General features: G+C 57.9%; 12 protein-coding genes. 6 read left to right on the plus strand and 6 right to left on the minus strand.

The window, feature by feature from the left end:
• Window positions 1-21 precede the first annotated feature (21 nt).
• The 6 genes from xacR (at window position 22) to ACK3SC_RS18535 (ending at window position 6063) form a co-directional block, all read left to right on the plus strand.
• A complete protein-coding gene (gene xacR / locus ACK3SC_RS18510) occupies window positions 22-777 on the plus strand; it encodes an HTH-type transcriptional regulator XacR (RefSeq protein WP_416841732.1) in 756 nt (251 codons plus the stop codon).
• 502 nt (window positions 778-1279) lie between these two features.
• Entirely contained in the window at window positions 1280-2512 is a 1233-nt protein-coding gene (locus ACK3SC_RS18515) for a mandelate racemase/muconate lactonizing enzyme family protein (protein WP_416841733.1), read from the plus strand.
• Window positions 2513-2914: 402 nt separating this feature from the next.
• Window positions 2915-3067, plus strand: coding sequence for a hypothetical protein (locus tag ACK3SC_RS18520; protein ID WP_416841734.1), 153 nt, complete (start codon window positions 2915-2917; stop codon window positions 3065-3067).
• A 39-nt stretch (window positions 3068-3106) separates the two neighbouring features.
• Window positions 3107-3727, plus strand: coding sequence for a rod-determining factor RdfA (gene rdfA, locus ACK3SC_RS18525; protein ID WP_416841735.1), 621 nt, complete (start codon window positions 3107-3109; stop codon window positions 3725-3727).
• Between the two features lie 292 nt (window positions 3728-4019).
• Window positions 4020-4994, plus strand: coding sequence for an aldo/keto reductase (locus ACK3SC_RS18530; RefSeq protein ID WP_416841736.1), 975 nt, complete (start codon window positions 4020-4022; stop codon window positions 4992-4994).
• A 61-nt stretch (window positions 4995-5055) separates the two neighbouring features.
• Window positions 5056-6063, plus strand: coding sequence for an NAD-dependent epimerase/dehydratase family protein (locus ACK3SC_RS18535; protein WP_416841737.1), 1008 nt, complete (start codon window positions 5056-5058; stop codon window positions 6061-6063).
• 236 nt (window positions 6064-6299) lie between these two features.
• Here the strand turns inward: ACK3SC_RS18535 and ACK3SC_RS18540 are convergent, their stop codons facing one another.
• From ACK3SC_RS18540 to ACK3SC_RS18565, 6 genes are all read right to left on the minus strand, one after another.
• Complete coding sequence (locus tag ACK3SC_RS18540; protein ID WP_416841738.1) at window positions 6300-7574, minus strand: MFS transporter; 1275 nt, start codon at window positions 7572-7574, stop codon at window positions 6300-6302.
• Window positions 7575-7702: 128 nt separating this feature from the next.
• A complete protein-coding gene (locus ACK3SC_RS18545; protein WP_416841739.1) occupies window positions 7703-8719 on the minus strand; it encodes an NAD-dependent epimerase/dehydratase family protein in 1017 nt (338 codons plus the stop codon).
• A gap of 194 nt (window positions 8720-8913) precedes the next feature.
• A complete protein-coding gene (locus ACK3SC_RS18550) occupies window positions 8914-9666 on the minus strand; it encodes an IclR family transcriptional regulator (RefSeq protein WP_416841740.1) in 753 nt (250 codons plus the stop codon).
• Between the two features lie 146 nt (window positions 9667-9812).
• Entirely contained in the window at window positions 9813-10922 is a 1110-nt protein-coding gene (locus ACK3SC_RS18555; protein ID WP_416841741.1) for a Gfo/Idh/MocA family protein, read from the minus strand.
• Window positions 10923-10981: 59 nt separating this feature from the next.
• Window positions 10982-11950, minus strand: coding sequence for a sugar phosphate isomerase/epimerase family protein (locus ACK3SC_RS18560; RefSeq protein WP_416841742.1), 969 nt, complete (start codon window positions 11948-11950; stop codon window positions 10982-10984).
• Between the two features lie 132 nt (window positions 11951-12082).
• Window positions 12083-12748, minus strand: coding sequence for a ThuA domain-containing protein (locus tag ACK3SC_RS18565; RefSeq protein WP_416841743.1), 666 nt, complete (start codon window positions 12746-12748; stop codon window positions 12083-12085).
• Between the last annotated feature and the right edge of the window lie 51 nt (window positions 12749-12799).

A 12799-nucleotide genomic window follows, 5' to 3' on the forward strand; every position in this document is an offset into this window, starting at 1 on the left:
TGAACTCTGTTACCTGTGTGCATGGACGCCAAGCACCCGGTTCGAACGACCGAAAAGACGCTCGCCCTGGTGGACGAGTTAAAACACAGGGGTCCGTGTGGTGTCACCGAGTTAGCCAACAACCTCGACATGGGCAAGAGCGCGGTTCACAACCATCTGACGACGCTTCAGAAACACGGGTACGTGTTGAAGTCTGGAGACGACTACAGAGTGGGACTGAAGTTCCTCGAAATAGGTGGGCACAGTCGAAAGTCAATGGAACTCTATCAGGTCGCCGAACCCGAGGTCAAAACTCTCGCCGCCGAGACGGGTGAACTCGCAAATCTGCTAGTGGAAGAACAGGGAATGGGCGTCTACCTGATCCGGTCCAAGGGAGACAAGGCAGTAGACCTCGACACGTACGCGGGACTTCGGACGAACCTCCACACGACAGCACTTGGGAAGGCGATTCTCGCCCATCTCCCAGAGTCGCGGGTCGACGAGATAATCGAGCAGCACGGCCTCGAACGAAAGACACCCAAGAGCATTGGAACGAGAGACGAACTCTTCGAGGTATTGGAAGAGGTACGCGAGCGCGGGTACGCCATCGACGACGGGGAGCGCCTCGAAGGTCTCCGATGTCTCGCAGCACCCATCAAATCGTCTTCTGGTGGGGTGATGGGGGCGATTAGCGTCTCTGCCCCGGCCAGTCGAGTCAGCGACGATGATCTCCACGGAAAACTCCCCGAACGGGTGCTGAGTGCGGCGAACGTTATCGAACTGAACATCAACTACTAGGTTTTGACGAATTTTGGCCCCAGTTTACTATACCGGAACGGAGCATTTGGAACCTCGAAATTGGTTGAGAACACGTTTTCGCTGACGAATCACGAGTGTGGGGGCAAAACGTTACAGGCCTAGACCTGTAATTTTTTGGCGCAAAACTCCCATATCTTGTTCTGAATTAGAGAATCTGGAAAAACGGAGCCGAACGAGCAGACGACGGACTCTCGGAGTACTGCGTCGTGCTGGATCGCCAGTCATCGAACAGGACACACTCGTCCCCGACAGACTCTCGTCTCCGGAATCGAACCTTGTTCGGTCTTCGCAGCTCCCGGCGAGAATCGAAAAACGCGCGCTGCGGCGATAAACGCGCATGTACGCTATCCGTTACAGATCTTGTCTCTCCATCACACGTCACTTGCTTCTCCGTTCGAGAATACACCTGGTGGCACGAAGGTTGATGACGAACTACCCCATCCACAACCTTTTTCAACAAATTCCGGGATATACGGGTGTAATGGTTGACTACGCGAAGCTCCACGACCCGAACGCGGAGTATACGATGCGGGACCTGTCATCGGAGACGATGAACCTCACGAACCCCCGTGGCGGCGTCCGTGACGCGAAGATTACTGACGTCCAGACGACGATGGTCGACGGGAACTACCCGTGGATTCTCGTCCGCGTCTACACCGACGCGGGCGTCGTCGGGACCGGCGAGTCTTATTGGGGCGGCGGCGACACAGCGATAATCGAGCGGATGAAGCCCTTCATCGTTGGTGAGAATCCCCTCGACATCGACCGTCTCTACGAACACCTCATTCAGAAGATGTCCGGCGAAGGCTCGGTCTCCGGAAAGGTTATCTCCGCCATCTCCGGCATCGAAATCGCGCTTCACGACGTCGCCGGCAAACTCCTCGACGTACCCGCCTACCAACTCGTCGGCGGGAAGTATCGCGACGAAGTGCGCATTTACTGTGACCTGCACACAGAGGACGAAGCGAACCCACAGGCTTGCGCCGAGGAAGGTGTCCGCGTCGTCGAGGAACTCGGCTACGACGCCATCAAGTTCGATCTCGACGTGCCGTCGGGTCACGAGAAGGACCGCGCAAATCGACACCTTCGTGGCCCCGAAATCGACCACAAGGTCGAGATCGTCGAGGCTGTCACCGAGGCCGTCGGTGACCGCGCTGACGTGGCGTTCGACTGTCACTGGTCGTTCACTGGCGGGAGTGCAAAGCGACTCGCGGCCGCACTGGAGGAGTACGACGTCTGGTGGCTCGAAGACCCGGTCCCGCCGGAGAACCACGACGTCCAGAAGCTCGTGACGCAGTCCACGACGACACCCATCGCTGTCGGGGAGAACGTTTACCGGAAGTTTGGCCAGCGGACCCTTTTGCAACCGCAGGCAGTCGACATCATCGCTCCCGACCTGCCGCGTGTAGGTGGCATGCGCGAGACGCGGAAAATCGCCGACCTCGCTGATATGTACTACATCCCCGTGGCGATGCACAACGTCTCGTCACCCATCGGGACGATGGCTTCCGCACAGGTCGCCGCGGCTATTCCGAACTCGCTTGCCGTCGAGTACCACTCGTACCAACTCGACTGGTGGGAGGACCTCGTCGAGGAAGACGGACTCATTGAGGACGGGCGTATGGAAATCCCCGAGAAACCGGGTCTCGGTCTGACGCTCAACATGGACGCCGTCGAAGAGCATATGGTCGAAGGCGAGACACTCTTCGACTGAACGCCGCGTAGGCGAGCATGTGACTCTCTGATTTTTAGCGTTCGACTGAGCGAAGCGAAGTCAGACACCGGTGCGATGATTCGGACTGTCGACGAGGTGTGACCCAACGCTAAACCCAACTCATCACGTTCCTATGCCCGTCGAGATAGTTCAAACGAACTTCCGCAATGTCCATCTCTCACGCCCACTCGACGCTAGAATGCTCAGTACCCGGTTAGCGTCCGTCGAAGCCGACCGATAGTACGTGGTTCTCTTGATTGGAACGTATCCACGAGAGGCTCCTCGAGATGGATCGCCAAGAATACGGCTCACGATAGTGATACGATCGACTAACGGTCTGTTCTACGATGGAGAACGACCTGGGCATAGGCCAGAACAGTACAACTCGGCACGTTGCCGTTCATGTTGCTGGACTCGATGGAGGCAATCGACTCCGACCGCATCGCTGCACTAGTGGATTACGGAGCCGACTACGCGGACTACCTCGTCTGTGCCCTCCTCCCCGAGGACGCACAGGCACTTGACGACTCGTTCACCCGCATCACCGCTATCTAATCTCAGAAGTTTTTACCACTCTTTGCGAAAGACACCACCATGGGAGAGACAACGAATGGGCGTCCGTCGAGCAAGGTTGCGCGTCTCCTCGACGAGTACGAGCTCGACGGGTTGGGGGCGGAGTTAGAAGCCCGCTGGACCGGTGAGGGGTACGAACGGATGAGTCTTCGTGACCTCGCCGACTACTTCAACAAACAGATACTCGAACGAACCCTCATCGGCGCCGGGATGAACGCAGTTCAAACCGATGTGGACGCGACGTACAACAACCTGACGGACGACGACGTCAGCATCGGTGTACGGATTGATACTGAGAACCGTCTCGAACAGAACGAAATCGACGTCGAATCGCTCGAACGCAATTTCGTCACCTATCAGGCGATCCGGTCCTACCTCAAAGAGTATCGCGGGGCAGAGTATCAGAAAATCTCCGACGAGGAAAAAATCGAGAAGGACTTAGAGAGCATCCACCGCTTGGTAACGCGGACGCTGTCCGTAACTGAAGAACGGATAGAGAAACTCCGTGATACGAACCGAATCGACGTCGAGGAGTTCGAAGTCTTACTCGACATGACGATTCTGTGTCAGTCTTGTGGGGCGCACTACTCTGTTTCCCAGTTCTTCGACGAACGTGGCTGTGAGTGTCAGCGAGCGGGATAATCGGCCGTTTCACCTTGTTTACCACCCGTACCCCTTGTTTACCACGCGGACCCCTTGTTTACCACGCGTGCCGTGTCTCAATGTACACGTGGCAAATATCGTGGGCGTTGCCCATGAGGTAGTACGGTGTGTACATCTGTTAATCAATCCACATACTCCGTGAACGTAGAACTCAAACCGTGATGTCCGCCAGCAAATTCACTACTGTGACGGTACCATCGAATCCTCGAACTCCATACCACCATCTGAAATACCAGTAAGTTTTTTGTTGACAGCTACCGGCTAATATTTCATGGAGTACACGACGTTAGGCGGGACTGGTACAGAAGTGAGTCGTATCTGTCTGGGTTGTATGAGTTTCGGCAGCGAGGAACCGTGGATGCTCGACGAAGACGAGTCCCAGGAAATTATCGATCGGGCCGTCGAACTCGGCATCAACTTCTTCGACACGGCCAACGCCTACTCGGCAGGTGAGAGTGAGGAGATACTCGGTCGGGCGCTCGACGAACGAGACCGAGACGAACAGGTCGTCGCGACGAAGACGTTCTTCCCGGTCGACGGGGATGGGCCGAACCGGAGCGGGCTCTCGCGGAAAGCCATCGAGCAAGAATTGGCGGCGTCACTAGACCGGCTCGGAATGGACACTGTCGACCTCCTGCAGATACATCGCTGGGACGACGAAACACCCATCGAAGAGACGATGCGGGCACTCGACGACGCCGTCCGACGTGGGGAAGTGCGCTATCTTGGTGCTTCCTCAATGTGGGCCTACCAACTCGCCGCTGCCCAAGAGACCTCGCGGAATCAGGGACTGGAGCAATTCGTCACGATGCAGAACCACTACAATCTGGCGTACCGGGAAGAAGAACGCGAGATGTTGCCCCTGTGCCAGGAAGAAGATATCGGCGTCATCCCATGGGCGCCACTGGGACAAGGTTACCTCACCCGCCCACACGAAGAGTTGCAGGCGACCACCCGTGGCGACCCAAAGAACCACCACAACCCAACGCCCGAGTACGGAGCCGGTGGCGGTCAAGAGATAAACGAGCGCGTCCAGGAGCTGGCTGATGATTATGGTGTCTCGATGGCGCAACTGTCGTTGGCATGGCTACTGCACAAGGATTGGGTGACCGCGCCGATCGTCGGAACATCGAGCATCGAGCACCTCGAGCAAGCCGTGGAAGCAGTGGAGATAGACATCTCCGACTCCGACATGGACTATCTCGAAGAGCCATACGAACCGCTGGCGATCATCGGCCACGAATAGGTAACCGTTGAACTGTCCGAGGGACCCACAGCTATACCACTCCCGCTCGAGACAGTCAACCATGGAAGTACTTATCATCGGTGGGACGGGCCTCATCAGCACCGGAATCACCCGACAAGCCGTCGCCGCAGGACACGATGTAACAGTATTCACTCGCGGGAAGACCGAAGCGAATCTCCCGGCCTCTGTCGACCACATCACGGGCGACCGGGCTGACCGAGACGCATTGGAACGGGCTCGAGACGCAGTCTCGCTCGGCTGTGTGATAGACATGGTCGGCTTCGACCCGGCTGACATCGAGACCGCTATCGACGTATTCCATGGCTACATCGATCAGTACGTCTTCTGTAGCACAGTCGACGTGTACCACCGGCCGGTGGAGACGATGCCCATCCGGGAGCGTGCCGCTCGCGAACCACCAGTCAGCGAGTACGGCGGAAACAAGGCGATCTGCGAAGACCGCCTCTTCGAAGCTTACCGAGAAGACGGGTTCCCCGCAACGATCATCCGACCGTGGCACACTTACGGGGGTGACCGCGGCCTCCTCGATACGCTATCGAGCGAAGCATACGTCGACCGTCTCCGGAAAGGAAAGCCCATCGTCGTTCACGGCGACGGCACCTCTGTGTGGGCACCGTGTCACCGCGACGACGTGGCCGCCGCGTTCGTCGCGGCAATCGGAAACCATGAAACGATCGGCGAAGCCTATCACACGACGGCAACCGAACCCATGACCTGGAACCAGTACCACCGTCGGGCGGCGGCCGCGCTCGACGCTCCGGAACCGGAGCTTGTCCACGTGCCGACCGATGCGCTCTGTGAGGTGGCCCCCGACCGGGTGGCACCGCTGCTGGACCACTACCAGTTCTCGACGGTGTTTGATATGGCCAAAGCCGAGCGAGATCTCGGATTCCAGCAGACCGTCTCTTGGGAAGACGGTGTCGAGCGAACGGTTTCTCGTCTCGTAGCCGACGATGCCATCGATGACTGGGACTGTGACCCAGAGTACGACGCTATCGTTTCGGCGTGGCGCGATGCAACCGATTCGTTCATCACCACGTTCCGCTAGTTCAGCTGCTGGTCGGACACAGAGGGGCCAGTTCGTTCGCCGAAACACTCGGAGCGCATCGACACCGCCCTTCGCCGCGGAGGCGGCCGAGAGAATGACCATCGATAGCTTGGTGGCCAACGAGGAGATGTTGATCGTCGAGCCGTGCTTGTCCAGTACCGATTTGATGGAATTACTATCCAGCCAACTCAGCCAATATTGGTACCTCCCACGGAGAACCAGCAATGGCGGCTGTCTCAGTCTCTGGGTATCGGTGTCAGTTCGGAGATTGCATCAATCCGCAGCGCCATGGTGACTGTGACGGCAGTAGCAATCGCTGCCACTGCAGCAATGACGAAGAACGCTTCCTGTACGCCGAACTGATCGATGAGGTACCCGAACATTGGCGGTGCAATCGTACCACCGAGCATGAGTCCGATCGTGACGACTGCAAAGCTCTTTCCGACTGTGCCGTCCGCTGATAATCGCTCTGTGAGGATGTCTCTGGCGGGACCTTCGAGGCTCCGTACCGCACCGATGACTAACAACAGGCCGATAGCGACAATGGCGGGGGCGGCACTCGTCGCGATAACGCTTACGAGTACAGTAAGTCCGATGAAACTCACGAACATGACTGGTGTGGGGGAGAACCGGTCCGTGAGTGACCCGCCAGCGAGTACTCCGACTGAACCGGTCAAAAAGAGGCCAGTCAGGGTGAGGTTCGCCTGTTCGAGGGGAATCTCGTAGATCTCGGTGAGGAACACCACCGTATAGGAAGAAAGCGCCCAGTTTGCTGTCGAAGCGATAAGTGCGAGGAGTGCGAGAACAAGGATCTCAGAACCGGCAACGAGTGTCCGGAGTTCCGTCCGAATCCGGTCAAGGAATTCACCCGACCGTCCCGTGTCAGTAACGTTTGGTTCGGTGATATCCCGACCGAGTGTGCGGGAAAACACTGCTGTGATAATGACTGCGTATGCGACCCCGACGAATCCGAGTGCCCCGATTGCGTGGCGCCACGTTAGACCGGGGAGTGTGATAATCGCAGTGATGATGATTGGCGGTGCCGCGAATCCGAGCATGCCACCGAAGTTGTAGACCGAGAACGCACGCCCGCGGATTGACTCAGGTGTCGCATCGGTCAATAGTGGATAGTGTGCGGGATGATGTCCCGCAACGCCGATTCCGATAATCGCTTGCCCGACGACCAACCAGCGAAACGAGGGCGATACTGCGACGATCAGCACACCGATTGCCCCCAAGAACGAAGATAACCCCAGAGCAATCGTTCGATCGTAGTGGTCGGCGAGATATCCAAACGGGAGCTGGAAGGCGGTGTTGGTTAACGCTTGAACACCGAGGGCGATACCCAAGAGTGCGAGCGACACCTCGAACTCACCAACGAGAATCGTCAAAATCGGCGGTAACAAGACGAGGTACATGTGGTTGACGAACTGCGAACCACTGATCAACCCGACGGTTATGACGATCTCTCTGGGCAAGCGAAGGATGTTGCCAACTGCTTTCCCGGCCATTATTCACATCTTCAGAAGCAAAGAATAAATATTATCTCTTTCTGGCAGTCGGTCCATCCCTTCTCTTCAGATCACTCCTCGCCCGTCGTGAACGCAACTGGCCGGCACCGCAACCCGGTCGTGCAAAGCTACTCGGTTACCGCGGATACCCCAGACTCGAGCGCCTGTTCCCACGCTGCGATGACCGCATCGTCGTGAGAGGATTCCGCAGTGTCGATCTGACCACGTTCGTCGAGCCACGCGACGGTTCGACGGAACCCGTCTGCCCACGAAACCTCCGGATCGAAGCCCAGTGCCTCCTTCGCCTTGCTCGAATCGTACTTCAGACTGTACTTCAAGTCTCGGACAAGGAGCTCAGATTGGTCGGGCAAGGCCGCGGCGATGAAATCCGTCGGGACATGGACGAGCTCCGGTTCGGGCGCATCGATCGCTCTCGCAGCCGTCCGGAGGTAGTTGTCCCACGCGTAGGACGTTTCGGTCGCGACCTGGTAGTGTTCGCCTGTTTCACCCTTCTCGAGTGCGGCGACGAACGCGGAAGCGACGTCGTCGCGGTGACACGAAGCCCAAAGCGACGTGCCACTGTCGTGGACGACGATCGGTAGCCCACGGCGAAGTCGGTCGACGAACGCGGTCTGTTCCCAGCCCAGTGAATAACAGAGACCGCCGCGGTTGCCTCCCTCCCCGTAGGTGTGGCCCGGGCGAAGCGTGACGACGGGGAAGCCGCTCTCTTCGTGAGCTGTGTCGAAGATTCGCTCGCACTCGGCCTTCGCTTCGCCGTAGTTCTCGCCGGCGGCCTTTCGCTCGGAGGTTTCGGTGATCGGGTACGAGTCGACGGGATGGTCGTAGACCGCGACGGTGCTACAGAACAGGTAACGTTCGACATCAGGGAAGGCCCGAATCGCGCTCTGGGCCTCTGCGGGAGTGAAACAGCGCATGTCGATCACGGCCGTCGGATCGAGCGCTTCCATGTCTGTTTCGAACTGGTCGAGGGCCTCGCGGTCGCCTTGCACCTGTTCGACCCCGCTTGGGAGTGTGATGTCCGTTTCCCCACGGTTGTATACGGTGACATCGTGGTCGGAATCGGCCAGCTGTTCGGTGATTCCGGTGCTGATGATTCCGGTCCCACCGATAACGAGTACGTCCATGGGCGGAGAAAGCACGCTGATTGTATAAATCCTAGCGGCTCGCTCGACCTCACACTATCCGAGCACGAACGTGAGCGACTCGGCAGCATCGAAACGCTGGGTGGCCTCCACGAAATCTCAGTTCACGGGGCGGTTCCAACTCAGTGACTGCTCGACCGTCACTGTCGTCCCGAGAATTGACGCACGAGGCGCGTTCAAGAGTGCGTGATATTGAGCTCGATGACGTTCATCGCTTCGAGCAGTTTATTCGGCAGTTCTTCACGGTATCGTTCGCCCCTGAGCCGGTTCGTCGGACCCGATATACTGATTGCCCCGATGACACGGTCACTGTTGCTGTGGATGGGAGCGGCGACACAGCGCAACCCCTTCAACCGCTCTTCATCATCGAAGGCGAAGCCACGTTCGCGAATCTCTTCGAGTTCGTCTAGCAGCTCGTACCTGTTAGTCGTCGTCTGTGGGGTTCGCTCCGGCAGTCCCCGTTCATCCAAAATCTCGTCACGCCGCTCTGCAGGGAGGTTCGCGAGGATTGCTTTACCGAGTCCGGTGCTATGGAGGTACACACGCGTGCCGACGTGGGCTTCGACTTGCACGGCGTCATCTCCCCGTGCTCGATGAAGATAGCTTCCGAGGCCATGCTCTTCTACGAGAAGGTTCGCGAGTTCGCCGGTATCCGCTGCAAGTTTGTCAATTTCGGGCTTCGCGATCTCGTGAATCTTCATCCGGTTACGGGCGTATGCCCCGTGTTCGAGGAATCTGATGCCGACGCGGTACGTTCCGCCATCGTTGACGAGGTACTCAGCCTCTTCGAGTGATTTCAAGTAGTTGTGCGCGGTGCTCTTTGGCATTCCCATCTGCTGTGAGAGTGTCGTCAACGACGCACCGTCAAGCGCTTGGACCGTATTGATGATGTCGAACGTCTTTTTCACCGACTTGACTTTGTTATCCATTATATCGAGACAAAGACTAGCATACTGTATAAATTTTCAGCTATGGTGTACTCATTTCCGACATGGTCGATATTGAACCGAGATTGTTTCGAGGTGCGCAGACGTCACTCACGATGGTGACGAACGATAGTAAGTAGTGAGTTGGCCTAAACGGCGACCCACTCACTGTCTTCGGCGCTGCGTTCGACGGCATCGAGGATCCGTTGAACGGCGACACCATCCTGGAAATCTGGGTGGTAGTCATCACCGTTGTCAACAGCCATGAGGAACTCGTAGTTTTCGTGGACGAACGTGTGTTCCCAGCCAAGGACGTGGCCCGGTGGCCACCAGTGACCGATATACGGGTCGTCAGGATCCGTCGCGAGGACAGTTTCGAAGCCACGGTTGCCGTCAAGGTTTACTTCGAGTTCGTTGAGACGCTCGAGAGAGAATCGCAGACTTCCCTCAGAGCCGTAGATTGCAATCGAATGATCGTTCTTGTGTCCGTCGGTAACTCGCGAGGCTTCGAAGGTTCCGACCGCTCCGCTCTCGAACGCAACTTGTGCAGTGTAGGCATCGTCGACGGTAACCGACCTCGTCTCGTCCGTCCCGGGGACTGGCCGCTCGTCGACGAAGGTCTGTAGTTGGCCGCTGACCCGGTCAAACTCACCGACACGATCACCAACCAGGTAGCGCGTCAGGTCGAACGTGTGCGCACCCAGATCACCCAGTGCCCCACTGCCGGCCAGTTCCTCGTCATTGCGCCAACTCCACGGTGCCTCGGCATCTGTGAGCCAGTCCTGCAAGTAGTGTCCTCGAACCTGGCGAATCTCGCCGAGCTCGCCAGCCTCAATCAACTTCCGAGCGTGCTGAATCGCCGGAATATAGCGGTAGTTGAACGCCGTCGCAGCGGTTGCGTCGCTTTCCGCTGCTGCCTCAGCCATCGCTTCGGCACCCTCGAGTGTCGGTGCGAGTGGCTTCTCACACAGCACCGGGATGTCTCGTTCGAGCGCCGCGATTGACGGCTCAGGGTGGACAGAGTTCGGTGTCAGGTTGTACAGGATGTCGATGTCGTCGAGTATCTCCCGCCAGTCAGTCGCTGTGTGCTCGAACCCGAGCCGATCGGCCGCCTCTTCGAGCGCGTCTTCGGTTCGTCCGACGATGACGTGGCGTTTCGTCTCCGGAGCATCCGGGAAGAACATCGGGAGCTTGTTCAACGCGTTCCCGTGGGCTTCACTCATAAACTGGTATCCGATGAATCCAATGTTGTATGTCATATTGTGTTGTATTTCGAAAGGTGTCTACTGACAGTACGGAACAACCGGTGAGTACCGAACTAGACCCAGTGGGCCTCACCGGGAGTCGTCTCGAAGATCGCGCGGTCTAGCAGATCGACAGCTTTCTCCAGTCCCTCGCGACCGCTTGTCAGGGAGTCTTCGTGTTCGATTGAGAGGGCACCGTCGTAGCCGATCATCCGCAGCGTACTCACGATGTCTTTCCAGTGTTTCTCGCCGTGACCGTAGCCGACCGAACGGAACAGCCACGAGCGGTCGGACTCGTCGGTGTAGGGGGCCGTGTCGAGATACCCCTTCGTCCGCGCGTTGGACTCGTAGAGGCCAGTGTCTTTCGCGTGGAAGTGGTGAATCGCACCCTCAGCACCGAGGAAGCGGAGCGCTTCGGTAATCTCGATACCCTGCCAGTACAGGTGCGAGGGATCGAAGTTCGCCCCGATCCGCTCGCCTCCTGCCTCACGTAGCCGCATCATGCTGTGCGGTTCGTAAACGAGCATATTCGGATGCATCTCGATGGCCACGTCGACGCCATGTTTCTCGGCAAACTCCCCGATCTCGGACCAGTACGGGATCGCTACCTCCTCCCACTGGTACTCAAGCGCCTCACCATGTTCGTTGGGCCACGGTGCGGTAATCCAGTTCGGCGTCTCATCGCCCGGGGCACCTCCTGGCAGGCCCGAGAACGTCGTCACCGTGTTCACATCAAGTTGGCTTGCCAGCCGTATCGCATCACGGAGCTCCTCGTCAGCTTGAGCGGCGCGTTCCTCATTGGGATGGATTGGATTGTTGTGTGTCGCCAGCGCGCTCACGTCCATGTCGTATTCTTCGAGTAGTTCGTGGAGGTCAGCCTGCGCTTCCTCGTCGTCGAGATAGTCTTCAGTCGCGAGGTGATCGTCACCGACGAACCCCCCACAGCCGAGTTCGACAGCACCGACGCCGATATCGTCGAGATAGTCGAGTACGTCTTCGAGCGGTTCGCCACCGAGCACTACAGTGAGCACGCCAACTTGCATACCGTTGAACAATCCCATCCAAATTTATAATAAATTTTCGGTCAGGACACCTGTCGACTGTCGACAGAATCCTCTACACAACTGGGTGATGCACGGCCGACAGCCGGATTAGGCCACTGCGGAGCGTATCATTCACTGGTCACGTACAGCCCACCGGGTCCCGTCCCGGATGAGGCGCTGGACACCCTCGTGGGTCAATGACGGGGTCCCGTGTCCGAGCGAACTGTAGAAGACGCGTCCGTCACCGTACTCTTTGACCCACACTACGGGCATGTCAGCGTGTTCGGGATGGTCCATCCGCGCTAGAACGCGCACATCATCGTCGACATCGACCACGTACGGTTCGTCCCACACTGTGAGGTCATCCATCGCTGCGGTGACTGGGTGGTGGTGGTCGATCACGTGGATGTCGAGGGCGGCCTGCTCCGGATGGGTGATGAAGTGGCCGCCAATCAGTTCTCGAAGCTCCGGGAAGGGTTCGTCGTGGAAGTCGATCACGTCGTCGGGATCGTCAGCCACCGTACTGGTGAGGTCAGAGGCACAGTGAACACCGACGTAGCCCCCGCCCTCGGCAACGAACGATGTTAGACCCTCTCGCTGCGCCGCAGTCATCGAACTGTCCGTTAGATAATCGAGCACCGCATCGTATCCAGACAGATCGACCAGGTCATCCTTGTCGGTCGTAAGTGTCAGGTCAATCCGGTCGTCGAACGCAGCAGCGATCTCCGGCCCTCGTTCCTCGAATCGATGGAATGGAAAACGGTTCCCACCGATCGCAAGTACTGATCGTGGTACCATACCTTCCTGACTTGGAGGAGCGATAAGAAAGTTCGGGTCGTAGTCGTCGCT

Source organism: Haloferax sp. DFSO52 (genome assembly GCF_048158745.1).
Taxonomy (GTDB): domain Archaea; phylum Halobacteriota; class Halobacteria; order Halobacteriales; family Haloferacaceae; genus Haloferax.

Excerpts from the sequence above, each read along its gene's own strand:
- xacR (WP_416841732.1), top strand. The coding sequence starts at position 22 with ATGGACGCCAAGCACCCGGTTCGAACGACCGAAAAGACGCTCGCCCTG.
- ACK3SC_RS18515 (WP_416841733.1), top strand. The coding sequence starts at position 1,280 with ATGGTTGACTACGCGAAGCTCCACGACCCGAACGCGGAGTATACGATG.
- ACK3SC_RS18520 (WP_416841734.1), top strand. The coding sequence starts at position 2,915 with ATGTTGCTGGACTCGATGGAGGCAATCGACTCCGACCGCATCGCTGCA.
- rdfA (WP_416841735.1), top strand. The coding sequence starts at position 3,107 with ATGGGAGAGACAACGAATGGGCGTCCGTCGAGCAAGGTTGCGCGTCTC.
- ACK3SC_RS18530 (WP_416841736.1), top strand. The coding sequence starts at position 4,020 with ATGGAGTACACGACGTTAGGCGGGACTGGTACAGAAGTGAGTCGTATC.
- ACK3SC_RS18535 (WP_416841737.1), top strand. The coding sequence starts at position 5,056 with ATGGAAGTACTTATCATCGGTGGGACGGGCCTCATCAGCACCGGAATC.
- ACK3SC_RS18540 (WP_416841738.1), bottom strand. The coding sequence starts at position 7,574 with ATGGCCGGGAAAGCAGTTGGCAACATCCTTCGCTTGCCCAGAGAGATC.
- ACK3SC_RS18545 (WP_416841739.1), bottom strand. The coding sequence starts at position 8,719 with ATGGACGTACTCGTTATCGGTGGGACCGGAATCATCAGCACCGGAATC.
- ACK3SC_RS18550 (WP_416841740.1), bottom strand. The coding sequence starts at position 9,666 with ATGGATAACAAAGTCAAGTCGGTGAAAAAGACGTTCGACATCATCAAT.
- ACK3SC_RS18555 (WP_416841741.1), bottom strand. The coding sequence starts at position 10,922 with ATGACATACAACATTGGATTCATCGGATACCAGTTTATGAGTGAAGCC.
- ACK3SC_RS18560 (WP_416841742.1), bottom strand. The coding sequence starts at position 11,950 with ATGCAAGTTGGCGTGCTCACTGTAGTGCTCGGTGGCGAACCGCTCGAA.
- ACK3SC_RS18565 (WP_416841743.1), bottom strand. The coding sequence starts at position 12,748 with ATGGTACCACGATCAGTACTTGCGATCGGTGGGAACCGTTTTCCATTC.